The 25327-nt window shown below is 70.1% G+C and carries 19 protein-coding genes, 1 tRNA gene and 2 pseudogenes; 6 read left to right on the top strand and 16 right to left on the bottom strand.

The window, feature by feature from the left end; all coding sequences use genetic code 11:
- Positions 1 to 289: 289 nt before the first annotated feature.
- Entirely contained in the window at positions 290 to 2296 is a 2007-nt protein-coding gene (gene acs / locus NGH83_RS01540; protein ID WP_251857320.1) for an acetate--CoA ligase, read from the top strand.
- Positions 2297 to 2324: 28 nt separating this feature from the next.
- Here the strand turns inward: acs and NGH83_RS01535 are convergent, their stop codons facing one another.
- Together NGH83_RS01535 and NGH83_RS01530 are read right to left on the bottom strand one after the other, a co-directional pair.
- Positions 2325 to 2795 carry a RidA family protein gene (locus tag NGH83_RS01535; protein WP_251857319.1) on the bottom strand — a complete coding sequence of 157 codons (471 nt, stop codon included), beginning with the start codon at positions 2793 to 2795 and terminating at the stop codon, positions 2325 to 2327.
- Between the two features lie 14 nt (positions 2796 to 2809).
- Positions 2810 to 2953: pseudogene (locus tag NGH83_RS01530) on the bottom strand (DUF4177 domain-containing protein); the annotation flags it as partial.
- Positions 2954 to 3029: 76 nt separating this feature from the next.
- Between NGH83_RS01530 and NGH83_RS01525 the strand changes: the two are divergent.
- From NGH83_RS01525 to NGH83_RS01510, 4 genes are all read left to right on the top strand, one after another.
- The gene (locus NGH83_RS01525) at positions 3030 to 5636 is read left to right on the top strand and encodes a transglycosylase domain-containing protein (protein WP_251857317.1); all 2607 of its coding nucleotides are present in this window, start codon (positions 3030 to 3032) and stop codon (positions 5634 to 5636) included.
- Positions 5624 to 6556, top strand: coding sequence for a metallophosphoesterase (locus NGH83_RS01520; RefSeq protein WP_371872723.1), 933 nt, complete (start codon positions 5624 to 5626; stop codon positions 6554 to 6556). Before NGH83_RS01525 ends, NGH83_RS01520 begins: the two co-directional genes overlap by 13 nt.
- 80 nt (positions 6557 to 6636) lie before the next feature.
- A tRNA-Pro gene (locus NGH83_RS01515) sits at positions 6637 to 6710 on the top strand.
- 169 nt (positions 6711 to 6879) lie between these two features.
- Positions 6880 to 7062: a hypothetical protein gene (locus NGH83_RS01510; RefSeq protein ID WP_251857315.1), complete on the top strand. Its 183-nt coding sequence runs from the start codon at positions 6880 to 6882 to the stop codon at positions 7060 to 7062.
- Between the two features lie 36 nt (positions 7063 to 7098).
- On the opposite strand, the gene NGH83_RS01505 is transcribed toward NGH83_RS01510, so the two are convergent.
- From NGH83_RS01505 to NGH83_RS01440, 14 genes and pseudogenes are all read right to left on the bottom strand, one after another.
- Entirely contained in the window at positions 7099 to 7734 is a 636-nt protein-coding gene (locus tag NGH83_RS01505) for a thymidine kinase (RefSeq protein WP_251857314.1), read from the bottom strand.
- Between the two features lie 38 nt (positions 7735 to 7772).
- Positions 7773 to 8489, bottom strand: coding sequence for a response regulator transcription factor (locus tag NGH83_RS01500; protein ID WP_251857313.1), 717 nt, complete (start codon positions 8487 to 8489; stop codon positions 7773 to 7775).
- 10 nt (positions 8490 to 8499) lie between these two features.
- Positions 8500 to 9648, bottom strand: a complete 1149-nt coding sequence (locus tag NGH83_RS01495; RefSeq protein ID WP_251857312.1) for a hypothetical protein — start codon at positions 9646 to 9648, stop codon at positions 8500 to 8502.
- A complete protein-coding gene (locus NGH83_RS01490) occupies positions 9645 to 10898 on the bottom strand; it encodes a sensor histidine kinase (protein ID WP_251857311.1) in 1254 nt (417 codons plus the stop codon). The genes NGH83_RS01495 and NGH83_RS01490 overlap by 4 nt, the downstream gene beginning before the upstream one ends.
- Positions 10899 to 11130: 232 nt before the next feature.
- Positions 11131 to 12159, bottom strand: a complete 1029-nt coding sequence (locus NGH83_RS01485) for an Rv2578c family radical SAM protein (RefSeq protein WP_251857310.1) — start codon at positions 12157 to 12159, stop codon at positions 11131 to 11133.
- A 44-nt stretch (positions 12160 to 12203) separates the two neighbouring features.
- Positions 12204 to 13682, bottom strand: coding sequence for a malate:quinone oxidoreductase (locus tag NGH83_RS01480; RefSeq protein WP_251857309.1), 1479 nt, complete (start codon positions 13680 to 13682; stop codon positions 12204 to 12206).
- Between the two features lie 42 nt (positions 13683 to 13724).
- Positions 13725 to 14813 carry an aspartate-semialdehyde dehydrogenase gene (locus NGH83_RS01475; RefSeq protein WP_251857308.1) on the bottom strand — a complete coding sequence of 363 codons (1089 nt, stop codon included), beginning with the start codon at positions 14811 to 14813 and terminating at the stop codon, positions 13725 to 13727.
- A gap of 36 nt (positions 14814 to 14849) precedes the next feature.
- Positions 14850 to 16133 (bottom strand): aspartate kinase, encoded by a 1284-nt coding sequence (locus NGH83_RS01470; protein WP_251857307.1) that lies wholly within the window; start codon positions 16131 to 16133, stop codon positions 14850 to 14852.
- Between the two features lie 55 nt (positions 16134 to 16188).
- Positions 16189 to 16794 carry a recombination mediator RecR gene (gene recR, locus NGH83_RS01465; protein WP_251857306.1) on the bottom strand — a complete coding sequence of 202 codons (606 nt, stop codon included), beginning with the start codon at positions 16792 to 16794 and terminating at the stop codon, positions 16189 to 16191.
- Positions 16795 to 16983: 189 nt separating this feature from the next.
- Positions 16984 to 18825, bottom strand: a pseudogene (locus tag NGH83_RS01460) (DNA polymerase III subunit gamma and tau); the annotation flags it as partial.
- Between the two features lie 53 nt (positions 18826 to 18878).
- Positions 18879 to 20612, bottom strand: coding sequence for a choice-of-anchor G family protein (locus NGH83_RS01455; RefSeq protein WP_251857305.1), 1734 nt, complete (start codon positions 20610 to 20612; stop codon positions 18879 to 18881).
- The gene (locus tag NGH83_RS01450) at positions 20609 to 21358 is read right to left on the bottom strand and encodes a hypothetical protein (RefSeq protein WP_251857304.1); all 750 of its coding nucleotides are present in this window, start codon (positions 21356 to 21358) and stop codon (positions 20609 to 20611) included. The genes NGH83_RS01455 and NGH83_RS01450 overlap by 4 nt, the downstream gene beginning before the upstream one ends.
- Positions 21355 to 21900: a signal peptidase I gene (locus NGH83_RS01445; protein WP_251857303.1), complete on the bottom strand. Its 546-nt coding sequence runs from the start codon at positions 21898 to 21900 to the stop codon at positions 21355 to 21357. The genes NGH83_RS01450 and NGH83_RS01445 overlap by 4 nt, the downstream gene beginning before the upstream one ends.
- 4 nt (positions 21901 to 21904) lie before the next feature.
- Positions 21905 to 22573, bottom strand: a complete 669-nt coding sequence (locus NGH83_RS01440) for a SipW-dependent-type signal peptide-containing protein (RefSeq protein WP_251857302.1) — start codon at positions 22571 to 22573, stop codon at positions 21905 to 21907.
- A gap of 320 nt (positions 22574 to 22893) precedes the next feature.
- Here NGH83_RS01440 and NGH83_RS01435 point away from each other — a divergent pair, with 320 nt between their 5' ends.
- Complete coding sequence (locus tag NGH83_RS01435; protein WP_251857301.1) at positions 22894 to 25326, top strand: LuxR C-terminal-related transcriptional regulator; 2433 nt, start codon at positions 22894 to 22896, stop codon at positions 25324 to 25326.
- The last annotated feature ends 1 nt before the right edge of the window (position 25327 follow it).

Genomic DNA, 25327 nt, shown 5'->3' with positions numbered 1-25327 from the left:
CCATTGGGGGGAACGGATGCCGCCACAGCAACGCTGGATTGGGGGGAATCACTGACGCTGCGAGTCAAAGCGTGTTTGACGAGTTCAGTGTACCCCTTTCGAGGTACTTCGCAAGGTCCCCTTTCACCGGATCGATAGCCTTCCGACGGTAGTTTTTCAGGCGGTCCCGACGCCCGTTCCCGCGCCCCACCACCTGCGACATCCCGGGTGTCGAAGTAGGGTCGGAAGCGGAACGCGCGGACGTCGATGTCGCGCCATTCCTCTATCGACGCGAAGGAGCGCACGAGCGATGACGACCGAGAGCACCGGCGGTGGCCACGACGACGCCGAGGGCGTGGCGACACGACCTGCCGCGCACCGGTTCCCGCCGCCGGAGCGGTTCGCCTCCGACTCCGTCGCCTCCGCGGATCTGTACGCGGCGGCGCAGGCCGACCGGCTGCAGTTCTGGGCCGATCGTGCACGCGAGGCGCTGCACTGGGATGAACCGTTCACCGAGGTGCTCGACTGGAGCTCGCCGCCGTTCGCGCGCTGGTTCGCCGACGGGCGCCTGAACGTCGCGTACAACTGCCTCGACCGCCATGTGCTCGCGGGCAACGGGGATCGCGTCGCGCTGCACTGGGAGGGCGAACCCGGCGACACCCGCACCCTGACCTACGCGGAGTTGACCGCCGAGGTGAAGCGAGCCGCCAACCTGCTCACCAGTCTCGGGGTCGGATACGGCGACCGGGTGGCGATCTACCTGCCGATGATCCCGGAAGCGGTCGTCGCCATGCTCGCCGTCGCGAGGATCGGCGCGGTGCACTCCGTCGTCTTCGGCGGCTTCAGCGCCGAGAGCCTCCGCGCGCGCATCGACGACGCCGCCGCGAAGCTGGTGATCACCGCCGACGGGAGTTGGCGCAAGGGACGGGTCAGCCCGCTGAAGCCCGCCGTCGACGCCGCCCTCGCGAAGGGCGAGACCACGGTCTCGACGGTGCTCGTGGTGCGCCGCGCCTGGGCCGACGACGAGCTCCCCTGGGTCAGGGGGCGCGACCTCTGGTGGGACGAGGAGATCGCCCAGGTCGACGCCGACCACGAAGCGAAGGCGTTCGAGGCCGAGAGCCCCCTATTCATCCTGTACACCTCGGGAACGACCGGGAAGCCGAAAGGCATCCTGCACACCAGCGGCGGCTACCTCACCCAGGCCGCGTTCACCCACCGCAACGTCTTCGACCTGCACCCCGAGACCGACGTCTACTGGTGCACGGCTGACATCGGCTGGGTCACCGGGCACAGCTACGTGATCTACGGACCGCTCGCGAACGGCGCGACCCAGGTGCTCTACGAGGGCACTCCCGACACCCCGGGGCCCGGCCGCTGGTGGGAGCTCGTGCAAAAGTACGGCGTCACCATCCTCTACACCGCACCGACGGCGATCCGCTCGTTCATGAAGGCGGGACGCGAGATCCCGGGCGGATACGACCTCTCGTCACTGCGTCTGCTCGGCTCGGTCGGCGAGCCGATCAACCCCGAGGCCTGGCTCTGGTACCGGTCGGTCATCGGCGGCGAGCGCACCCCGGTCGTCGACACGTGGTGGCAGACCGAGACCGGCGGCATCATGATCTCGGCGCTCCCCGGGATCACCGAGACCAAGCCGGGTGCCGCGCAGGTCGCCCTGCCGGGCATCTCCGCCCAGGTGGTCGACGAGCAGGGCACCCCGCAGAGCGAGGGCGAAGGGCTGCTCGTGATCACCGAGCCCTGGCCGGGGATGCTCCGGGGCATCTGGGGGGATCCCGACCGCTTCGTCGAGACCTACTGGTCGCGCTTCGCCGACGTTCCGGGCGGCCCGTGGTACTTCGCCGGCGACGGCGCCCGCCGCGACGAGGACGGCGACATCTGGCTGCTCGGCCGGGTCGACGACGTCATGAACGTGTCGGGGCACCGACTGTCGACCGCCGAGATCGAGTCGGCGCTCGTGTCGCACGAATGGGTGGCGGAGGCGGCGGTCGTCGGCGCCTCCGATGAGACGACCGGTCAGGCCGTCGTCGCGTTCGTGATCGTGCGCGCCCGCCACCGCGACACGGTCGAGGAGAACGGCGTCGAGCGGCTGCGCGGCCACGTCGCCGAGCAGATCGGTGCGATCGCGAGACCCCGCCACATCTTCGTCGTCGACGAGCTGCCGAAGACACGTTCCGGCAAGATCATGCGTCGTCTGCTGCGCGACCTCGCCGAGGGTCGGGAGGTCGGCGACACGACCACCCTCGCCGACACCACGGTGATGCAGGTGATCTCCGCCGAGGTCCTCGACTCGCGCGACTGACGTCGCACGATGCCTCGGGCGGTATCGGTCAGGCGAACTCGAGGATGACGTCGACCTCGACGGGGGCGTCGAGCGGGAGCACGGCGACCCCCACCGCGGCGCGTGCGTGCTGACCCGCCTCGCCGAAGATCTCGCCGAGCAACTCGGAGGCGCCATTGACGACGCCGGGCGCCCCGGTGAAGTCGGGGTGCGAGGCGACGAATCCACCGACCCGGACGACACGGGTGACCCGATCGAGGTCGCCGAGCACGCTCTTCGCCGCGGCGAGCGCGTTGAGCGCGCAGGTGGCGGCGTATTCCTTGGCCCGGTCGGGCGCGACGAGCCCGTCACCCTCGCCGCACTTGCCCGTCTCGGGGAGCGTGCCGTCGACGAAGGGCAGCTGACCGGAGGTGTAGACCAGGTTGCCGCTGATCACGGCCGGCACGTACGCGGCCACAGGGGCCGCGACCTCGGGGAGGACCAGGCCGAGTTCGGCCAGTCGCGAGTCGACGCGTCCCATCAGTCCTGCACCACCGGGCGCTTGAGGTAAGCCACGAGACCGCCTTCGGGGCCCTGCACGATCTGGACCAGCTCCCATCCTTGGGAACCCCAGTTGTTCAGGATGGCCGTCGTATTGTGAACCAACAGCGGGGTCGTGATGTACTCCCAGGTGGTCATCGAGTTCCTCTCCGTGAGGGGCCCAAGCCTCGCGCGGGCGGCCCGTTGACAGGATTTCTCCCGTACCCTCGATCCTATGTCTGCCCCATTCCGGCTGCCGCAGGGCCGCCTGGGCACGACCCTCAGCTTCGTGGGCCTCAGCGTCGCCGCGGGTATCCTCGCGACCGTCGCCGTCACGCCTGCGATCGCCATGACCGGGGTCGCTGCCAACAGCTCCATCGGGATGTTCGAGAACCTCCCCGACTACCTGCGCGTCGACAACCTCCCCCAGAAGACCACCGTCTACGCCCACCAGAGCATCGACGGGCAGGACCAGAACGTCCCCATCGCCTCGTTCTACGCCGAGAACCGCGAGAGCGTCGCCTGGGAGCAGGTCGCCGACGTCGCGAAGAACGCCGCGATCGCCGCCGAGGACCCCCGGTACTACGAGCACGGCGGCGTCGACCCGCTCGGCGTGGTTCGCGCGGCCATCTCGAACGTCCTGGGCGGTGAGGTGCAGGGCGCCTCGACGATCACCCAGCAGTACGTGAAGAACGTGCTCGTCGCGCAGGCCACCGGCCTCGCCACCGAGGAGGAGCGCGAGGCCGCCTACGAGGAGGCCACGAGCGTCAGCTTCGACCGAAAGCTGAAGGAGATGCGCTACGCCATCGCGCTCGAGAAGGAGTTCAGCAAGGACCAGATCCTGCTCGGCTACCTGAACATCGCGCTCTACGGCGGACGGGTCTACGGCATCCAGGCGGCCGCTCAGTACTACTACGGGGTGAACGCGTCCGACCTGAACCTCAACCAGGCCGCGAGCCTGCTCGCCATCGTCAACAACCCGGCGAACCTCCGCCTCGACATGCCCGACGATCCCGACAACGGGGCGGCCACCGGGTACGCGCTGACGAAAGACCGGCGCGACTACATCCTCGCCGCGATGCTCGAGCACACGATGATCGACCAGGCCACCTACGACGCGACCGTCGCCGAGCCGATCACGCCCGCCATCAACGACGCCCCGGTCGGCTGCACCTCCGCCGGCAACGCCGGGTTCTTCTGCGACTACGTGGTGAACGTGATCCGCAACGACCCGGTGTTCGGCGAGACCGAGGACGAGCGCTACAGCAACTTCATCCGCGGCGGGTTCGATGTCTACACGACCCTCGACCTCGACCTGCAGTGGGCGGCGCAGACCTCGATCGACGAGAACGTCCCGAAGACCCGGTACGAAGGGGTGGACCTGGCTTCCGCGGCAACCGCGGTCGAGGCGGGCACCGGCAAGATCAAGGCGATGGCCCAGAACAAGGACTTCAACGACTCCGGTGACGCCGCGGCGCTCGGCGGCAACTTCTCGGCCCTCAACTACAACACCGACTACGACTACGGCGGCTCGAGCGGCTTCCAGGCCGCGTCGACCTATAAGACGTTCACGCTGATCGCGTGGCTGCGGGCCGGCAACACCCTCGGCGACACGTTCAACATATCCGAGAAGGACTACGACTTCTCCACCTTCCAGAGCTGCAACGGCCCCGGAAGCGGCACCGACTACATCGAGAACGACGCCAACGAGCGCGGCAACCGCACCGTGCTGCAGTCGACGACCACGTCGATCAACGGCGGCTTCATGCAGATGGGTCAGAAGCTCGACCAGTGCGAGATCCGCAAGGCGGCGACCGACCTGTTCGTGCACCGCGCCGACGGCACCGAGCTGACCACCAACCCTGCCGCGATCCTCGGCACCAACGAGGTGGCTCCCCTCACCATGGCCGCCGCCTACGCGGGCATCGCGAACCACGGCTACGTGTGCTCGCCGATCGCGATCGAACGCATGGTGAAGCCCGACGGCACCGATGCGGTCATCCCGCAGTCGACCTGCCAGCAGGGCATCGAGGCGCCGGTGGCGGATGCCGCGGCCTACGCGCTGCAGACGGTCATCGAGAGCGGGTCGGCGACCGCGTCGAACCCGTACGACGGGGTCGAGCACATCGCGAAGACCGGAACCTCCGACGGCAACACCACGACGTGGACCACGGGTGCGAGCTCGAAGATCGGCCTCTCGGTCCTCGTCGGTCAGGCGTCCCTGCCGGACGGCGCCGACGAGTACGCCGACCTCCGTCAGCTGTACCTCGACAGCGGTCAGGCGGCGACTGCCCGTCACCGCATCTTCAGCCCGATCATGGAGGCGCTCGACGACCGCTACGGCGGCGACGATTTCGCGGCCCCCGAGTCGCGGTTCCTCCGCGGCGTGCAGGTCTCGGTACCCGATGTGACGGGCCAGAGTCTCGAGCAGGCCCGCAGCATCATCGAGGGCGCCGGCTTCGCGTTCCAGGACGGCGGACCGCGCGCATCCGACCTCGCCGTCGGCGTGGTGGCCGCCACGGATCCGGCGGGCGGCTCGACCGCCTCGCGCGGCTCGACGATCACCGTGTTCACGAGCGACGGCACCCTCGCGGGGGCGCCGATGCCGAACCTGACCGGGGTCCCGAGCGATGATGCGGTCGAGGCGCTGACCGACGCGGGAGTGCCCGACGGGGCGATCACGTTCGCCTACACGGGCAGCGGAGCGTCGGCGACCAACCTGTGCCAGGTCGCGTCGACGAACCCGGCGGCGGGCTCGTCGGTCAATACGAGCACGCCGATCACCCTGACCCTGTATTCCCCGACGGGCAGCGCGCCGGTCGGTGGAGGATGTCCTCGATGATCCGGGGTGTCGCCAAGGCGCTGGCCGTCCTCGCAGGAGCGGGCGCTGCGGCGTTCGCATGGGGAAGCCTGATCGAGCGCAACGCGTACGTGCTGCGCAGGGTCGACGTGCCCGTGCTGCCGGCCGGATCCGACCCCATCACGGTCCTGCACCTCTCGGACCTGCACATGGCTCCGTGGCAGCGCCGCAAGCAGGAGTGGGTGCGATCGCTCGCCGACCTCCGGCCCGACTTCGTGGTCGACACCGGCGACAACCTGGGGCATGCCCGTGGGATCGAGGGCATCCGTCAGGCTCTTGAGGTGTTTCGCGGGACACCGGGCGCGTTCGTCTGGGGTTCGAACGACTACTTCGGCCCGCACTTCAAGAACCCGTTCCTGTACTTCTCGCGCACGGTGCGGAAGCCGCCGAAGCTCGTCCCCCTCGACCGCGAGGGTCTCGAACGGTACCTGGAGGGGCTCGGCTGGGCCGATCTCGACAACCGTGCCGCTCGTGTCGAGGTCGGCGGTCTGCGGATCGAGCTGTTCGGCACCGACGACGCGCACAAGCATTTCGACCGGCTCGACGTCGTTTCCGCGGCGGTGGACGACCTGCGCGAGCGCGAGTCGGAGGGTCCCGACCTGGTGCTGGCGGTCACCCACGCGCCGTACCAGCGGGTGCTCGATTCGTTCGTCACCCACGGCGCCGACCTGATCCTGGCGGGGCACACCCATGGCGGTCAGGTCTGCGTTCCGGGGTTCGGCGCACTGGTCACCAACTGCGACATCCCGCGTGAACAGGTCAAGGGGCTGAGCCTGTGGGCGCATGCCCGCCGGGTCGCGTGGCTGCACGTGTCCGCCGGTCTCGGCACCTCGATCTACGCTCCGGTGCGCTTCGCGTGCCGGCCCGAGGCGACTCTTCTGACTCTCACCGCGTCGGAGTGACCGACGCGGATGTGAGAGGCTCCGACATCCGCTAGAATCGAGTCTGCTCTTCTTCGGACCTGGTCCGGGTGGAGTGCAATCGGGGTGTGGCGCAGTTTGGTAGCGCGCTTCGTTCGGGACGAAGAGGTCGTGGGTTCAAATCCCGCTACCCCGACAAATACGAAGGGCCTTCGCCGTCAGGCGGAGGCCCTTCGTCGTTCTCCTGGCTATCGCCAAGCTGAGAATCGCCCACCAACGGGCGGCTGATATTGCTAGACGCTCTAACTATCGACGAGGATTGACTCACCCGGCGCACCACCCACGGCGCCACTGAAGGAGCCGTCATGTCGATCGAAGAACGCGAACCCGCCCCCACTCCGGCCAGCCGCGCGTTCACCGACGACTCGTTCCTGGTTCCCCCGCTCACCGACGACCGCCCCCGCGAGCTCGCCCTGATGTGGACCGCGACGGCCACCGCGGTGACCGCCCTCTCGGCCGCGCTGCTCGCGACGCTGCTGCCCCTGTGACCTCTGCGCTCTGACCGCTGCGCCCGCTCGAGCGGCTCAGCGGGCGTGCAGGTGCTCGAGATGCCCGCTCAAGAGCCCCGCGCTCTCATCGAGGTAGCAGGCGGCGCAGAGCGACTCGTAGGTGGTGTCCTCGATCGTGTCGATGGCGACCTGGTCACCGGCGAAGACGAAGCGATCGCCGATCCGCCGAGCATTGAAGAGCGCCTTGCGCCCGCACCGGCAGATCGTCTTCAGCTCTTCGAGGGTGTGGGCGATCTCGAGCAGCCGCCTGCTGCCCGGGAACGCGACGGTCTGGAAATCGGTACGGATGCCGTACGCGAGCACGGGCACATCGTCGACGATCGCGATGCGCAACAGGTCGTCGACCTGCGTCTCGGTGAGGAACTGCGCCTCGTCGACGAGGAGGCAGGCGACGGCATCACCGGTCTCGCGCACGACACGGTCGCGTTCCCGGGCGAACGCCAGGGCAATGTCGTCGTCGGCGGAGACGGTGAAGTCGACCGTGCGCTCGACCCCGAGTCGGGACACGATGCTCGTGTCGCCCTTCACATCGACGCTCGGCTTCGCGAGGAGGACCTTCTGGCCGCGCTCCTCGTAGTTGTAGGCGGCCTGCAGCAGCGCCGTGCTCTTGCCGCTGTTCATCGCCCCGTACCGGAAGTACAGCTTCGCCACCCGAGCCTCCGCTCCTGCTCGCCCCCTGAGCGTTCGGACTACTGCAGGTAGCCGTCCTCGGCCGCTCGGCGGATCAAGTCGGCCTTGCGACTTGCCGGCCTGTTCGCTCTAGCGTACTTCTCGCGCACACGGCGGAGGTACGTCTTGGCGGTCTCGTACCGCACGTTCATGAGCTCCGCCACCTCATTGGTCGAGTGCCCGCCGACGTAGAGCCGCAGCGCCTCCTGCTCGCCGACGCTGAGCTTCGGACGCTGAGGGGAGGCCGCGCCGACCGGGAGGGGACGCCAGTCCCGCTGCAGGTCGCTCTCGGCGGTGACGCCCATGACGCTGCGGGCGAGGTCCATGACTTCACGCAGCGGCTGCGCCTTCGACACGAAGCCCGCGGCGCCCGCTGCGAGTGCACGCTCTCGGGCCTCGGCGGTCTCGAGACCGCTGAGCACGATGACCTTCGCCCCGGCCGCGCGGCAGGTGCGCACCCGCGCCTCGATCGACACCTGCTCCTTCAGCTGGAAGTCGATGAACACGAGCTGGGTCGGGAAGTTGGCGCTGTGCACCAGCTCGAGCCAGGTGCGTGCGCTCAGCACGACGTCGAAGTCGGGAGCGTTCGCGGTGATCCAGCTGCTGATGCTGTCGAGCAGCACCTCGTGATCATCGAGGATGGCGAGGCGGATGCGGGGACGATCCGCCGCCGCCCCCACCGCCTCGGCGGATGCCGGCTTGGCGCCGCCGATGAGGGTCGGGATGCTTCCGGTCACGGTCGGGTGCTCACGGCCTGTCATAGCAGAATCTCACAGTCATCTCGTCATCTCGGAAGTCGTAGCTGAAGTCGGCGAACACGGCGGCCATCACCGCGAGGTAGGGACGCAGGAGCCGAGCGTCGCGCGACGATGCCCCGCGCAGGGCGCCGACCAGGACGGTCTCGCACACTCCCCCGGCCTCGTCGATGACGACCCGGATGGTCTCGGTTCGCCCGCCCGGGAGGTCTCGGACGGCGCCGATCAGCGCCCTCAACGCGGTCCTCTGGTCGAGGTCCATGGCGCCCGCCAGGCCGTCCCGGTCGTCGACGCGGCTGGGCACGACGGCTCCGTCGGCGAACCGCTGGGGGGTGATCAGCTCGTCGAGCCACGACCGCTCCGTGTCGGCGAGCATCACGGCCCTCAGCGACCCGGCGAGCCGGCCGGCACGCGCGATGTCGTCGTCGGCGATCGCGCCGCGTTCGACGAGTCCGCTGTAGAACGGCACCACGTCGCGGTTGAGGATGCTGACGCGGGTCTGCTGCACCGCGCGCGTGATGGCGGTCTCCTGCCGCCGAGCCTCGGCCTCGGACGCGGCGAGCGCTCCGGCCCGCCAGCGATCGAGGAACCCCAACACGCGGTGCACGAACGCGGCCCCGCCCGCCGGCAGTGCGAGGACGGGGGTGACGGCGATCAGCGTCGGCAGCCCCGGGACGACCGGGGTCTCCGAGACCGTCTCCTGGATGGCCGTGAGGGCGACGACCCAGATCGCGACGACGACGGTGCCGACGACGATCTCGGCGATGGGGCGGTAGGGGACGAGGGCGAGGAGCAGGAGGGCCGAGGTGTACGGCCCCCACATGGTGACGCCGGGAGCGCTGCCCCAGACCGAGACCACCTCGACGAGGTGCGCGGCCATGCCGAAGAGCAGGACAGCGACGGTGACGGTGCGCCCGAGAGCCCCGAAGCGGGGATGGGTGAGCACGACGAGATAGCAGGCGGCGACGCCCGCGAGCATCACCGCGACGACGGCGAGCGGCCAGTTGACGATCCTCTCGCCCGACGCGATGGTCAGCACGATCGCGAACCCCGCGACGGCCACCGCGGCCGCGAGGATGAGCTGGCGTCCGGCGAGCGCGCCGAGCGGATCCGCCCGTTGCAGGGTGCGCGTTCCGTTCACCGCGATTCCTCCACGACCCGCTCCAACTCGGTCGATGCGGATGAGGTCGATTCGGACGACGAGGCGGACGACGACGCGGTCGACGGCGACGCGACGGTGAGGAGCACCGAGGTGCCGCGCCCGGGAGCCGACCAGATCTTCACCGTGCCGCCCACCATCTCGAGTCGACGGAACACCGAGTTGCGCAACCCGAGCCGGTCGCCCGCCACGGCGTCGGGGTCGAACCCGCGGCCTGCGTCGATGACCATCACCGACACCGTGCCGTCCTCGCCGAACACGACGACCTCGGCCCCCGGCGCGCCGGAATGCAGACGCACGTTCACGAGCAGCTGCCGGAGCGCGAGACCCACGGTCTCCGCGACCGCGGGATCGAGCCGTCGGAGCTGACCGAGGTCGCCGGTCACCTCGATGGCGAGGCCCTGCGACACGGCCTGCCCGATCTCGACTCCGATCGGGCCCGCCTCGTCGTGACCGCCCCGCCGCTCCGGCTGCTCGGACCAGTCCTGACCCACGATGGCGTCGAGGTCCGCTTCGATGACGGTGCGCAGCCGCTGCGAGAGCTCACCGGTCCGGCTGGTGGCGACCGCCGCGAGCGAGCCGAGCACGGTGTCGTGCAGCAGCGCAGCGGCCCGCGCTTCGACATCCGAGCGGACCTCCGCGAGCTTCTCGTCGCGCGCCGCGCGGTGGATGCGCGGCTGAGCCTGACGGGCGGTTCGCGCCGATCGTCCCGTCATCGCGTAGATGATGACGACGAGCGCGGCGCTCAGCGCGACGGTCGGGTCGAGAGGCGGTGCTGTACCCGTGAGAGCCGCTCCGGCGAGCACGCCGGCGAGACCCGCGACGTACCCCGCCACCGACAGCACGATCCCTCGGCCGGAGCGCCCGCCGGTGCCGCCCACCATGACGAGGGCGATCCACACGACGGTGATCAGGTAGCGCGATGCGGGCGCGAGTTCGGACGGCAGACCGGCGAGGGCCGTCGCGATGACGACGAGACCCGACGCGCCCGAGAGCAGATAGATGATGGCCACCGAGAGGCCACCGCGCCGGTCGAGCACGGTGAGCACGAGCGCGAGAGCGCCGATGACGACGGGCACGACGAGAGTTCCCGGGATGAAGAACTGGGCGCAGAGGACGAGGTAGACCGCGACCGCGACGGCGAGAGCGACGCCCCCGACCACGCGTGCGCCACGGCCGATCCCGCTGCTGACCACGTCGGTGGCGAGGTGTCCTGGCAAGCCGAGCGACACGCTTCACTCCTGTTCGGGCGGCATTCCCCGGGCGGGGAGGGTCCTGAGGCGGCGGGGTGCCGCCGCAGTCGATTATTACAGCGAGACGCCCCCTTTTGTACCCCGAATGTTGGGGCCATGTACCACTCGGGGGCGCGAGGTCCCGAGACATCCTCGTCTCACCCGCTGGGAGGACGGCGAGATCGCCCCGACCGGACGGCGGTCGGGAGCGGCCGACCTGGGCACGGCGGACTCAGAAGAGGGTGGGCGTCGGCGCGGGCGCCGCGCGGCGCTGCGCCCGCGAGAACATCACGCCGGTCGCAGGGTCGGCGCGACCGGTCTTCATACCGTGCCGCCGCCGCGCCTGCTCGAAGCGCTCACCGAGCCACGCTCGATACTCCTTCGGCGCGTTCGCCCCCTGCGCGTACAGCGATCGGTAGCGGGGAACCAGGTCGGGATGCACCCGCTCCAACCAGGCGAAGAACCACTCCCGTGTGCCGGGCTTCAGATAGAGGGTCGAGTGCAGTACCGACGTCGCCCCCGCATCGGCGACGGCGCGCAGCGCCGTGTCCAGGTGGCGCTTCGTGTCGGTCAGGTACGGCAGCACCGGCATCATGAAGACGCTGCACCGCAGGCCATGCTCTCGGACCGCCGCGACCGTCGCCAGGCGCGCCGCGGTCGTGGGGGTGCCCGGCTCCACCGACTGCTGCAACTCGTCGTCGTAGACCGCGATCGACATGGCGATGTCGACGGGCACGCGCTTCGACAGCTCCGCCAGAAGGTCGAGGTCTCGCCGCAGCAGTGTCCCCTTCGTGAGGATCGACAGCGGCGTGCCGGAGTCGGCCAACGCGGTCACGATCTCGGGCATCAGGCGGTATCTCCCCTCGGCGCGCTGGTAGGGGTCGGTGTTCGTGCCGAGCGCCACGGGGTCGCGCTGCCACGAGGTCTTCGCGAGCTCACGACGGAGCACGTCGCCGACGTTCACCTTGACGATGATCTGCCGGTCGAAATCATCGCCGTCATCGAGTTCGAGGTAGTTGTGGGTCGGACGCGCGAAGCAGTAGACGCAGGCGTGAGTGCATCCCCGATACGGATTGATCGTCCAGCCGAACCCGTAGCTGCCCCCAGGCACCTTGTTGAGCGCGGATTTCGCCATCACCTCGTGGAAGGTGACGCCCGCGAACTCGGGAGTACGCACCGAGCGGACGAATCCGCTCAGCCGCGCGAGGCCCGGCAGGGTTCCGGGCGATGAGGTGGTGAGTTCCTGAGCCGCCCAACGCATGCGCACAGTCGAACACATGTTCGAATGTCTCGCAAGCGTGGTGGTCAGCCTTGCAGGCGCAGCGCTCTCGAGGTCTCCTGCTCGACGCTGTCGACGAGCTTCGGGTGGTCGGAGAGCAGGGTGCCGTAGGTGGGGATCAGGTCGCGGATGCCGCGCTCCCATCCGGCGAACCGGTCGGGGAAGCAGCGCTTCAACAGGTCGACCATGATGGGTGCCGCCGTGGAGGCACCGGGCGAGGCGCCGAGGAGCCCTGCGATGGTGCCGTCGCCCGACGCGATGACCTCGGTGCCGAACTGGAGCACGCCGCCCTTAGCCTTGTCGGGCTTGATCACCTGGGCACGCTGGCCGGCGGTGATGAGCCTCCAATCGGCCGGGTCGGCGCCGGGGAAGAACTCGCGCAGGCTGCGGAACTTCGCCGTCCGGGACGCGAGCAGCTCCCCGATCAGGTAGCGCACCAGCGAGAAGTTGTCCTTCGCGACGGCGAGCAACGGCACGATGTTGTGCAGCCGGATGGAGCCGAACAGGTCGAGCAGCGACCCCTTCTTCAAGAATTTCGGGCTGAAGCCCGCGTAGGGGCCGAACATCAGGGCGGCGTCGCCGTCGACCACGCGGGTGTCGAGGTGAGGCACCGACATCGGCGGGGCACCGACCGATGCCTTGCCGTACACCTTGGCCCGGTGTCGTGCGACGACCGCGGGGTCGTCGGTGCGGAGGAACTGTCCGCTGATCGGGAAGACCCCGTACCCGCGGGCCTCGCGGATGCCGGACTTCTGCAGCAGCTTCAGGGCCCATCCACCGGCGCCGACGAAGACGAAGCGCGCCTCGACCTCGGCGGGGGTCCGGCCGATGAGTTCGCGCACCGAGACCCGCCAGTTGCCGTTCGGCAACTTCTTCAAGCCTCGGACCTCGGTGTCGAGCATCACCTCGGCGCCGGCGCTCTCGAGGCGCGACATCATCTCGCGGGTGAGCGCCCCGAAGTCGACGTCGGTGCCCTCGTCGATGCGGGTCGCCGCGATCGGCTCGTCCTTCGCGCGGTCGAGCACCAGCAGCGGGGCCCACTCGTGGATGGTCGCGGGGTCGTCGGAGAACTCCATGCTCGCGAAGAGCGGGTGGGCGCGGAGCGCGTCGAAGCGGCGGCGCAGGAACGCGACGTTCTCGGCACCGCGGACGAAGGTCATGTGCGGCGTCGGGTTGATGAACTGCGACGGGTTGCCGAGATGATCGTCGTCGACGAGCGAGGCCCAGAACTGCCGCGAGATCTGGAACTGCTCGTTCACCTTGACGGCGCTCGTGATGTCGATCGTGCCGTCGGCGCGCTCGGGCGTGTAGTTGAGCTCGCAGTAGGCCGCGTGGCCGGTGCCGGCGTTGTTCCAGGGGTTGCTGCTCTCCCCCGCGACCTCGCTGAGGCGCTCGTAGACGCGGATCGACCAGGTCGGCTCGAGGCGCTGCAGGAGGGTGCCGAGCGTGGCGCTCATGATGCCCCCACCGATGAGGACGACGTCGACGGGCGTAGCGGAGGCCATTGATTCAGTTTAGGTCGGCGGCGACCTGGAACCCTTCGAGACTCAGGAAGCGGCGGGAGCGTCGACGACCGGGGCTTCGGCCGACAGCGACGCGACGACGAGCTCGGCGAGCTGCACCGCGTTGAGCGCGGCGCCCTTGCGGAGGTTGTCGTTGCTGACGAACAGTGCGAGGCCACGACCCCCGGGAACGCCCTCGTCGGTGCGGATGCGGCCCACGTAGCTGGGGTCGTTGCCCGCCGCTTGCAGCGGCGTCGGCACGTCGGAGATGGCGACGCCCGCAGCGCCGTCGAGCAGTTCGTAGGCGCGCTCGGGCGAGATCGGCGTCGAGAACTCTGCGTTGATCGACAACGAGTGCCCGGTGAACACCGGCACCCGCACGCAGGTGCCGCTCACCAGCAGCTCAGGGAGTTCGAGGATCTTGCGGCTCTCGTTGCGGAGCTTCTTCTCCTCATCGGTCTCGTACAGCCCGTCATCGACGATCGAGCCCGCGAGCGGGATCACGTCGAATGCGATGGTGCGCGGGAACTTGACCGGCGCGGGGAAGTCGACGGCGGAGCCGTCGTGGACGAGTCCCGCGAGATCCTGCCCCACCGCGGCGCGCGCCTGCTCGAGCAGCTCGTCGGCTCCGGCGAGTCCCGCTCCCGACACGGCCTGGTAGGTGCTCACGATCAGTCGCTCGAGACCGGCCTCGTCGTGCAGGACCTTCAGCACGGGCATCGCGGCCATCGTTGTGCAGTTCGGATTGGCGATGATGCCCTTGACCGCATCGGCGATCGCGTGCGGGTTCACCTCGCTGACCACGAGGGGGACCTCGGGATCCATGCGCCATGCCGACGAGTTGTCGATGACGGTGACGCCCGCCGCGGCGAAGCGCGGGGCCTGGGCCTTCGAGGTGGTGGCGCCGGCGGAGAAGAGCGCGACGTCGAGCCCGGTGGGGTCGGCGGTGGCGGCGTCCTCGACGACGATGTCCTCGCCGCGCCACGGCAGCGTGGTGCCCGCCGATCGGGCGGAGGCGAAGTAGCGGATCTCCGCGATGGGGAAGTCGCGCTCTTCGAGGAGTCGGCGCATGACCGCGCCGACCTGACCGGTGGCGCCGACGATGCCGACGCGGGCTCCAGTGCTATCGACCATGGGAGTTCCTTCCTCGTGGTGCTGCGGTGCGGGCGGTCAGCGCCCGGTGCCGGCGTGGACGACCGCTTCGGTGTCGGAGTCGAGTCCGAACGCGGTGTGCACGGCGCGGACCGCTTCCTTGATGGTGTCGGCCCGCGTGACGACCGAGATGCGGATCTCGCTCGTCGAGATCATCTCGATGTTGATGCCCGCCGCCGAAAGCGCGGTGAACAGCTCGGCCGAGACTCCGACGTTGGTGCGCATACCGGCGCCGACGAGCGAGAGCTTGCCGATCTGGTCGTCGTGCTGGAGACGCTCGAAGCCGACCTCGTCCTTCGAGTTCGTCAGGGCGGTCAGCACGGTCTGCGCGTCGGACTTCGGCAGGGTGAAGGAGATGTCGGTGAGTCCGGAGACCGCCGCCGACACGTTCTGCACGATCATGTCGATGTTGGCGCCCGATCGCGCGACGATCGTGAAGATCTGCGCCGCCTTGCCGGGTACGTCGGGCACGCCGACGACGGTGATCTTCGCCTCGCTGAGGTCGGCCGCGACTCCCGCGATGACCGGCTCTTCCACGGCTTCTCCGTTCTCGTCGATCCCCGGCGTCGCCGGGCTGTACACGATGGTGCCCTCGTTGTTGTTGAAGGACGACCGTACGTGAAGGGTAACGCCGTGCCTGCGCGCGTATTCGACCGCGCGGATGTAGAGCACCTTCGCTCCGGCGGCGGCGAGTTCGAGCATCTCCTCGCTCGTGATGCGGTCGATCTTCTGCGCGAGCGGCACCATGCGCGGGTCGGAGGTGAAGATGCCGTCGACGTCGGTGTAGATCTCGCAGACGTCGGCCTTCAGCGCGGCCGCCAGCGCTACGGCGGTCGTGTCGGATCCGCCGCGCCCGAGGGTGGTGATGTCGCCGGTCACCCGGTTGAAGCCCTGGAAGCCGGCGACGATCGCGATGGCGCCCTCGTCGAGCGCCTCCTGGACGCGCCGCGGCGTGACGTCGACGATGCGGGCGGCGCCGTGCTGCGCGTCGGTAATCATGCCCGCCTGGCTGCCGGTGAACGAGCGGGCCTCGAAGCCGAGGTTCTCGATCGCCATCGCGAGCAGCGCCATCGAGATGCGCTCGCCCGCGGTGAGGAGCATGTCGAGCTCGCGCGGAGCGGGGATCGGCGCGACCTCATGGGCGAGGTCGAGCAGTTCGTCGGTGGTGTCGCCCATCGCGGACACGGCGACGACGACCTCGTTGCCGGCGCGCTTGGTCTCGACGATGCGCTTGGCGACGCGCTTGATGCTCTCGGCGTCGGCGACGGACGAGCCACCGAATTTCTGCACGATCAAAGCCACTGTGTAACTCCTGGGACCGGCCGGGTTCAGGCCGAGGCGAGTCTACTGTGCGAGGTCACCGCGACTCGTCCATGAGTCGGCGGCCCTCGAACGCGCGCCCGAGGGTCACCTCGTCGGCGTATTCGAGGTCGCCGCCGACGGGCAGGCCCGACGCGAGGCGGCTGACCGGGACGTCGAGGGTGCGCAAGGTGCGGGAGAGGTAGGTGGCGGTCGCCTCGCCTTCCAGGTTGGGGTCGGTGGCGAGGATGACCTCGGTGACGCTGCCGTCGGCGAGGCGCTGCAGCAGCTCCCGGATGCGCAGCTGCTCGGGCCCGATGCCGTCGATGGGGCTGATGGCGCCGCCGAGCACGTGGTAGAGGCCGCGGAATTCGCGGGTGCGTTCGATGGCGACGACGTCCTTCGCCTCTTCGACGACGCAGATGAGGGCCCGGTTGCGGCGCGGGTCGCGGCAGATGTTGCAGCGCTCCTGGTCGGCGACGTTGCCGCACTCGACGCAGAATCGCACCTTCTCGCGCACCTCGAGCAGCACCTCGCCGAGACGCCGCACGTCGAAGGTCTCGGTCTGGACGATGTGGAAGGCGATGCGCTGCGCCGATTTCGGACCGATGCCCGGCAGCCTGCCGAGCTCGTCGATGAGCTCCTGAACGATTCCCTCGTACACGCGGCGTCAGTCCCTGGTCTTCGGAGGCAGGGGCGTCTCCTCGATGAAGTTGGCGCCGAGGATCTCGCGCACCACCGCCTCGCCGTACCGGCGCGACTCGTCGGCGGCGGCCGGGTCGTGAACGGGTTCCGGCGCCGGGGCGGGCGCGTCGACGCGCACGAGGAACTTCACCCGCGTGCCGAGCACCTCGAGGATCGCCGTGCGCAGCACCTCGCTGATGCCCTGTCCCGAGTTCTGCTGCTGACGGAACTTGGTGACGTCGGCCTCGCTGACGAAGCCGAGGGTGAGGACGTCGCCGTTGAGGATGAGCGGCTGAGCCGTGAACACCACGGTCCACGCGTTCATGCTGCTGCGCTTCACGACGTCAATGATCTCGGGCCAGGCGTCACGGATCTGCTCGAGCGCGAGCGGCGCGGGGTCGGCCGCGGGAGCGGACTCCGGCTCCGCACGGATGGGCTCAGGCGGCGCGGACGCGGGTTCCTTCGCCGTGGGGGCGATCGCTTCGGGTTCGCGCGCGGGAGTCGGCTGCGACGGCTCGGGCTCGGGCTGGGGCTCGGCGGGGGCGGCCGGTGCCGCGCCGCCCGGGATGCGGACCTCCCAGTCGGGGTCGGCGGCAGGGGCGCCGGGAACCCGGACCTCCCATCCCGGCTCGGACACCGGGGCGTTCTGCCGCGCGGCCGGCGGGGACGAGGGCGTTGCGGACACCGCCGGAGCGGCGGGCGCGGGCGGCGCCGCGGGAGCGGCCTGCGGCGTACGGGCGTGAGCCTGCTGCTCCAGAGGAGGCGCCTGGCGCCCGGCCGGAGGCGCCGCCGACGCAATGGCGGCTGCGGCAGGCGCACGCGACGCGGAGGCGGGAGCGGGGTCGGGCGCGTTCTCGACCCCGACACGGCGCTCGAGCCGCTCGACTCGGGCGAGTGCCCCGCTGGCGTCGGATGCGGGGACGAGGGTGCGGGCGATCATCAGCTCGAGGTGGAGACGGGGTGAGGTCGCCCCGGTCATCTCGGTCAGGGCGTCGTTGACGACATCGGCGGCGCGCGAGAGCTCGGCGGCGCCGAAGTGGGTGGCCTGCACCCGGTAGTTCTCGATCTGCTCGTCGGGGACACCACGCAGCACCGACCCGGCGCCGGCGCCGGTCGCGCCGACGACGATGAGGTCGCGGAGCCGCTCGAGGAGGTCCTCGACGAAGCGCCGGGGGTCCTGGCCGGTCTGGACGACGCGGTCGACGGCCCCGAAGGCGGCGGCGGCGTCGCGCTGGCCGAGTGCGAGGACGATCTCGTCGAGAAGGGCGCCATGGGTGTAGCCCAGCAGGGCGACGGCCCGCTCGTAGCCGACCGTGCTGCCCTCGGATCCCGCGATGAGCTGATCGAGGAGGGAGAGGGTGTCGCGAACGGATCCGCCTCCCGCCCGGACGACGAGCGGAAGCACGCCGGGCTCGACGGCGACCTGCTCGGCGGCGCAGAGCTGGCCCAGGTACTCGAGCATCTGCGCGGGCGGCACGAGCCGGAACGGGTAGTGGTGGGTGCGCGACCGGATGGTGCCGATGACCTTCTCGGGCTCGGTCGTCGCGAAGATGAACATGACGTGCTCGGGCGGTTCTTCGACGATCTTGAGCAGCGCGTTGAACCCCTGAGGGGTGACCATGTGCGCCTCGTCGAGGATGAAGATCTTGTAGCGGTCGCGAGCCGGAGCGAACACGGCGCGCTCGCGCAGGTCACGGGCGTCGTCGACGCCGTTGTGGCTCGCCGCGTCGATCTCGACGACGTCGAGCGATCCGCCTCCGCCACGACCGAGCTCGACGCAGCTGTCGCAGGTGCCGCACGGAGTGTCGGTGGGACCCTCGGCGCAGTTCAGGCAGCGGGCGAGGATGCGGGCGGATGTGGTCTTGCCGCAGCCGCGGGGCCCGCTGAACAGGTAGGCGTGGTTGACCCGGTCGGTGCGCAGCGCGGTGCGCAGCGGATCGGTCACCTGGGCCTGCCCGATGAGTTCGCCGAAGGACTCGGGCCGGTAGCGGCGGTAGAGAGCGGTGACCACCTTCCAAGGGTAATCGTCGGGACCGACACGCAGGCCGTGCGGATCGACTCCGCTCAGTTCAACAGGGTCGCCGGACCGACGCTCGAGGAGCCGAGCATGAGCCAGCGTCCGACGGCGGAGGAGACGGCGCCGGTCCGCGGCCGGATCTCGACGCGCACCGCGCCCACGTCGTAGCGTCCGGCGGGCAGCGCAGCGAGGGAGGCGGGGACGGGATTGGTCCCGGTCTTCGGCTGGTTCTGCGCGTTGAGACTGAGCAGCGCGATGCCGCTCGGACCGAAGACCGTGGTCATCGCCCCGCCGACCTGGGTGCCGAGCGTCGTCGCGATCGTCGCGGCCTGCGGCACGACGGTGTTGTAGGTCGGAGCGAGCAACGCGGCGACCAGCTGGGCGACGACGGTGCCGACACCGCTGACGAGCCCGGACACCAGCCCGCCGACGAGCGCGGACACCACGCCGGTCAGCAGACCCGCCGCGGGCAGCACCGTCGTCGTGACGGTCGCCTGGCTCGCCGCCATCGACGCGATCGGGGTGTCGATGACCTTGGCCTCGATGCGCGCGACCGTGAGCTGTGCGCCGAGGACGGTCGCGGTCAGGTCGATCACGGTCGTCGAGCTGACCCGCACCGCTCCCGCCGCCCGCTGCAGTGCGGCCACCACGCTCGCCGACCAGGTGGCGACGGCACCCGAGATGGCGGTGGCGACCGCAGCGGATTGCGCGGGGGTGAACACGAGCGGCGAGTTCGGGTCTCGCCCGTTCAAGGCCCCCTGGAGTTTCGCCGCGTCGATCGACACCGTTCCCGTGGCGAAGTCGATCGTCACGAGGCCGGTGCTGTCGGACGCGGTCCCGACGAGGAGGGCATCGAGAGCGGCCAGCTCGCTGGTGGCGAGCGTCGCGCTGACCGTGGAGCTCGCCGTACCGAGGCCGAGCAGACCGAGCAGGCCCGCGAGCAGGGCGGTGACGCCGGAGCTGATGTTCGACGACAGCGTGGTGTTGTTCGCGATGCCCTGCACGCTGTTGACCAGCGAAGTCCGCGCGGTGCGCGCCGTGTCGACGAGCGACTGCACGGACGGCGAGGCGAGCTCGTACCGCATCGCTCCGACCTGATAGCTGCGCAGCAGCGAGTTCGTGGTCGCCGTCCACCGGGCCGCGCACGCATCGATGGAGGCGGCCGACGCGAAGCCGCCGGTGCGCAGCTCGAGCGCGGTGATTCCGGGTGCGGCCGTGCTGAGCGGCGCTCCCGTCGCCTGCGCGACGATGGAGGCGAGGTGCACGGACGTCCATCTCGACGGCGCGGACGCGACGCCGGCGCTGTCGACGGCGCCGGACGCGGTGAGGATGCCGCTCGTCGCGCCCTGCCTGCCGTTCCCAGTGGCGGACACCCATCCGGCGGGCGTCGGCGTGGTCGTCGGCAGCGCGACGGTCGTCGGAATCGAGTAGGTCGCGTTCGCGGCGAGGGCCGCCGTGTCGACGACGCTGCGATAGCCGCCGCCCACGGCGACCGCGTTCGATCGGTCGACCGTGGTGCCGGCGCCGACGGCGGTCGCCGTCACCGAATTCGCGGCGGCATCGTCGGGGGCGGCGGCGAACGCGGTGCCGCTCACCAAGCGTGCATTCGCCGTGCTTCGGAAGATCGACGGGCTGGTGCAGTCGAGGGTGCGGAGCGACGCGCGGACGAACTCGGCGTCGTTCCAGGCAGCGAGGCTCTGCTGCACGCCGGGAGCACCGACGACGCCGGTGAGCACGGCGACGACGGTGACGATCGCGACCATCACTGGCCTGAACCTCATCGAGGGCTGCTCCCCTCGCGCCGTAGCATGAGCGCCCCGACGCCGACGCCGACGAGGCCGACGGCCGCCGCGACGAGTGCGACGACCTCGGATCCCGTGACCGCGAGACGGCCCGGGGCGCCAAGAGAGCCCGCGCCGTCGGACGCCGCGCCGCCGCCTTCTCCGCCGTCACCGCCACCGGGAACGGGGTCGATCGATCGCGCGGTGAGGCGGAGGCCGAGCGTTCCCCTCCCCTGGTCGATCGCGGGATCGGCGGCAGCCTCCGGCGGCAGCGCGAGGGTGACGAGGAGGTACTGGCGGTCGCCGCCCTCGATCGGCCCCAGCTGCCACTCGGGCGAGATGACCGTGAAGTCGTCGGCCGGGGTGGCGTCGAGGATGTGCCGGGCGCCACCGGGGCAGGTCGGCGACACCGCCCCCTCCCATGCCGACGAGCAGAGGTCGACCGCGAGCCGGAGACCTGCGGGCAGCACGGCGAGCGGCCCGCTCTTCGCCATCGCGAGGCTGAGGGTGCCCGACTCGTGGTCCTCGAGGCCGGCGGCGACCATCCAGTAGACGGGACGGTCGGCGCGCAGCACCAGAAGGGTCGACGGATCGCGGTCGGTCTCGAGCACGAGTCGGCCGTCCGGGCCCGTCTCATCGTCGGAGTACCAGGCCGCGAAGGCCCGCTCCGCCAGCGACATCGACCCGAGCACGAGCAACGCGATCGCCGGCAGCAGGACCGCGAGAGCCCGCAGGCGGGTCGTCACGCGGTCCTCCGGTGAGCGGCTCTGCCGGTGCGGGCTGTGCTCGTGTACGCCCCCTTCTCGGGGAACAGCGCCCAGATGAGTAGCGCACCGACGACGATCACGAGGAGACCGAGCGCCGACGGCTGGGTCATGAGGGACATCAACGGGGCCGCCCCGGGAATCCACGCGACCACGCGCCCCGCTTCCGAAACCTCGTAGGGCAGCGCGTCGTCGTCGTCGTTGGCGTCACCGCGCAATGTGAGCAGCCTCTCGGCGGAATCCGTTCCCGACTCGATCGCCGTGACGCGGTGCGTGATCGGAAGCTCGCCGGCGCGCTGGACCGTGATCACGTCGCCGACTTCGATCTCGCCGGCCGGCGTGGGCACCGTGAGGGCCACCGTGTCCGTCGGCATCGTCGGCGACATCGACCCCGTTTTGAACGAGACGAGCGTCAACCCGAGCGAAGTCGATGAGACGAGCCAGAGCAGGCTCAACAGCCCGATGCATGCGGTGAGAGCGAGAAGCGTCTCCGGGAGGGAGAACCCCCGTTCCTTGCGATGCATGCGCTCAGCTCGAGACCGAGGCGAACTTCCAAGCCGGCGCGATGGACTTGCCCTGCAGGTTGCTGCCGTCGCCCACCAGGCCCGAGGTCGGGATGCTGACCTCGAAGCAGAAGTGCCACACGTTGCCGGACGCCGCGTTCAGGGTGAGCGCGTTCGCCGGTGCGATCGCCGCCGTGTTGAGCGTGCCGGTCGCGACGACGTTCGCCGGCGTGGTGAAGCTGGTCGCCGCACAGGTGGTGTTCGTCTGACTCGCGGCGACGCGCACGGAGACGGCGTTCCACAGCGTTCCGTCGTCCGTGATCGTGACGCCGGTCGCGGCGACGGCGCGCTCGAGCGACACCGACCCGGCGATGGAATCGGCCGTCGTGCGGATCGAGACGGGAGCGTAGACGGGAACGCCGGGCGACAGCGCGAGCGCCCCGGGACTGAAGACGAGCGAGCCACCCGGGTTCGTCTCGCGGTCGGCCCAGTTCGCGGTCACGTCGCTGTACGGCGAGGACGTGTTCTGCTGCACCTCGAAGCGCGAGGTCGCGAGTCCGGGACCGCCGAGACCGTCTCCGGCGTAGACCCACTCCGAATCGGACCACGACGCGAGCGTCACGGTGAGCCCGAGTCCGATGACCGCCCCACCCGAAAGGACGGCGAGAGCGATGGCCTTGCCCCGCTTGGACACAGCGGAACGACGTTTTCTTACCGCGCTATCGGCAGCGTTGTGCATGGTGACCCCCCAGTCGGCCGCACCGGCGCTCCAATCCCCGGCGCCGATCCGGTCTGCCGAATCTAGGCAGGCGGACTCCCGCCAATGAAGAGGATTCATCGGCTTCAGCGGCGCGCGACGGAAAGGCAGTAGGGGCGGAGAAGTGCACTGACCGTTCTATTCAGTGGCGGTCAGTAGGAGTTCCCAGTGCCGCTCAGTGGAACGATCAGGGCGCTATCAGAGAGCGCCTGCATAACTGACGGAACGACGCGTGTTCACATGGAATAGACATGGCGATGAATCTTCCGACTTCCAATTCCACCGACGCCCCTCCGGGCGAGCTGGTAGGGCGCTCGCGCGAGTTCGACTCCGCGGTCTCCGCGGTGTGGGCCGGGAAATCCGTGCTGCTCGTCGGGCCCTGGGGTTCGGGCCTCTCCCGCTTCACGTGGTCCGTGCTCGAGCGGCTCGTCGCGCAAGGTGGCGAGGTGATCGCTCTGCTCGCCCGTAACACCGCGTTCCTCGGACGGGACCAGCCGGTTCGGGTGGTCCGCACCCTCGGCGATCTCCGTCAGGCGGTCGAGGGCGTCAAGCATCTCCGTCCCCCGATCGTCGTCCTCGACGCCGCCGGAAGCCTCGACGACGAGGCGTGCCGATGGCTCTCCGAGAATGTGAAGGCCGGTCGGGTGACCGCGATGGCGATGATCCGGTCCGAGGGCGGGCCGCTGCGCCGCGACCTGGCGGCGATCTGCGACCTGGTCGGGCTCTGGCTCGAGGGGTACGCCATCCGCGTCGACCTCGGCCCTCTGCCTCGGGAGGCGGCCGCTGAGGTCATCACCAGCGCCTCCGCGGGGCGGGCGCTCAACGGGGAATCGCGGGCCATGGTCATGCGCGACAGCGGCTCGCTGCCCGTGCTGCTCAAAGAGCTCACCCGGATCATGGTCGACCTGGCGGACGCGCCGTTGCGGGTCTCGGCACTGTTCCCCCCGAACCCCGCGCCCGTGTCCCGCGCGCTCGACCTGGTCGAGCCCCGCCTTCGCGACCTCTCCGTCGAGTTGCAGCGAGCGCTGGTCAGCGTGGCGGTGCTCGACGGTATCAGCGAGTCGCGGCTTCGACGGCGGGTCCCGGTGGAGCTGGTCACCGAGCTGCTCACGCGGGACCTCGCCCAGGTCGACACGTTCGTGAAGCGGGTCACCGTCCGGCGGATCGAGGCCGAGCGGGTGCTCGCGCTCGGTATCGACGCCGACCGGCAGAGGCTGGTGGCCGGAATCCTCGACGACCTGCAGGCGGGATTCGTGCTCGACGCCGCGGAGTCGCTGTTCGCGGCCGGCGAGGTGCTGAACAACCCGCCATTGAGGCGCGACGTCGCGGCCGATCTGCTCGGACCCATGTTCGTGACCGCGGCGCGGGAATGCCTCGCCCGCGGCCGACTGGAGCGCTCCTTCGACTTCGCCATCGCCGCGCAGAAGGTCGACGCTCACGGAGCCCAACACGAGGTCGACCGTGCGCGCGCCGCCCTCCTCGGGAAGGACGGCGACGCGTTCCTCTCCGCCGAGTTCGCCGAGCTGATCGGCGCGATGCAGTGGGTTCAGGTGAAGGAGCGCGCATCGTCGATCCTCGAGCACTCCGACGATCAGCTCGAGAAGGTCAACGCCTACGGGCCGTTGGCGCTCGCCAATGCCGCCCTCGGCGACGCCGACGCCCTCCGCGACACCCTCGTGCAGTTCGCCGCCCTCGGGCCCCACCTGATGAGGGTCGCTCCCCCGCACGAGATCGCGTCGACGAACGAGGCGTTGGTGCATTTCACCATCCACGGCTCGGTTGCGCTCGTCCTCGCGGGCATGGGCTGGGACAAGCTCGACGACGGTCTCGACTACATGACCGAGTGGACGCTGTCCCACGGGTTCGCGGCGCAGCTGCCGCTGCTCGCGGGGCCGCGCGGAATGCTGGCCTTCGGGCGGGGCGACTTCGCCCTCGCCGCCGCCGAGTTCGAACGCGCCACCGAGAGCGACTACGCGAGCGCTTCCCCGCTCAGCCGCCCCTGGCTGCTGGCGATGTGGTCTCGAAGCGCGGTGCGACTGGGCGATGACGCTCTGGCCGCGTTGCTCATCGGTCGCATCGAGGCCGAGCGGAGGGCCCGGTCGCCGTGGGAGGAGTACGCGCTCCTCCAGGCCCGGGCCGACCTGCTCGCCATCCGCGGCAATGTGGAGGGCGCGACCGAGCTGCTGGTGGCCGAGGCGCTGCGCGAGGCGACCATGTCTCCGGTGTTCACGGTCGTCATGGTGTACGAGGCGATCCGCAACGGCGCCCGCGACGACCGGCTGCTCGAGCTGCTCACCGAGGCGACCTCACAGGTGAGCCTCGACGCGATCCGGGGCATGGCAGACATCGCCCGCGACTGGGTCGCCCGTGACTCCCGGGCGCTGAGCCGTGACCGGTGGACCGCGGAGCAGCGGGGGCTCACCCTGCTGGCCCAGCAGATCGTGGAGGCCGGCGGGGATGCGCGGTCGGCGGGCCGCGGGGCCGGGGACAGCCGCGAAAGCCTCAGTGAGCGCGAGCGGGAGGTCGCCCGGCTGGCGGGAACGGGGCTGTCGAACAGCGAGATCGCCGCGAAGCTGTACCTGTCGGTGCGCACCGTGGAGTCGCACCTCTACAGCGCGCGCCTGAAGACGGGGGCGTCGACTCGACGAGACCTCGGCCGGATCGCCGGGGCGGACGTCGCGCCTCGGTGAT

The organism is Herbiconiux sp. L3-i23, from assembly GCF_023734115.1.
In the GTDB taxonomy this organism is placed as follows: domain Bacteria; phylum Actinomycetota; class Actinomycetes; order Actinomycetales; family Microbacteriaceae; genus Naasia.
Note: the sequence above shows the minus strand (reverse complement) of the source record. Positions and strands in the feature narration are given on the sequence as shown.

Excerpts from the sequence above, each read along its gene's own strand:
- acs (WP_251857320.1), top strand. The coding sequence starts at position 290 with ATGACGACCGAGAGCACCGGCGGTGGCCACGACGACGCCGAGGGCGTG.
- NGH83_RS01535 (WP_251857319.1), bottom strand. The coding sequence starts at position 2,795 with ATGGGACGCGTCGACTCGCGACTGGCCGAACTCGGCCTGGTCCTCCCC.
- NGH83_RS01525 (WP_251857317.1), top strand. The coding sequence starts at position 3,030 with ATGTCTGCCCCATTCCGGCTGCCGCAGGGCCGCCTGGGCACGACCCTC.
- NGH83_RS01520 (WP_371872723.1), top strand. The coding sequence starts at position 5,624 with ATGTCCTCGATGATCCGGGGTGTCGCCAAGGCGCTGGCCGTCCTCGCA.
- NGH83_RS01510 (WP_251857315.1), top strand. The coding sequence starts at position 6,880 with ATGTCGATCGAAGAACGCGAACCCGCCCCCACTCCGGCCAGCCGCGCG.
- NGH83_RS01485 (WP_251857310.1), bottom strand. The coding sequence starts at position 12,159 with ATGCGTTGGGCGGCTCAGGAACTCACCACCTCATCGCCCGGAACCCTG.
- NGH83_RS01480 (WP_251857309.1), bottom strand. The coding sequence starts at position 13,682 with ATGGCCTCCGCTACGCCCGTCGACGTCGTCCTCATCGGTGGGGGCATC.
- NGH83_RS01475 (WP_251857308.1), bottom strand. The coding sequence starts at position 14,813 with ATGGTCGATAGCACTGGAGCCCGCGTCGGCATCGTCGGCGCCACCGGT.
- NGH83_RS01455 (WP_251857305.1), bottom strand. The coding sequence starts at position 20,612 with ATGAGGTTCAGGCCAGTGATGGTCGCGATCGTCACCGTCGTCGCCGTG.
- NGH83_RS01445 (WP_251857303.1), bottom strand. The coding sequence starts at position 21,900 with ATGCATCGCAAGGAACGGGGGTTCTCCCTCCCGGAGACGCTTCTCGCT.
- NGH83_RS01435 (WP_251857301.1), top strand. The coding sequence starts at position 22,894 with ATGAATCTTCCGACTTCCAATTCCACCGACGCCCCTCCGGGCGAGCTG.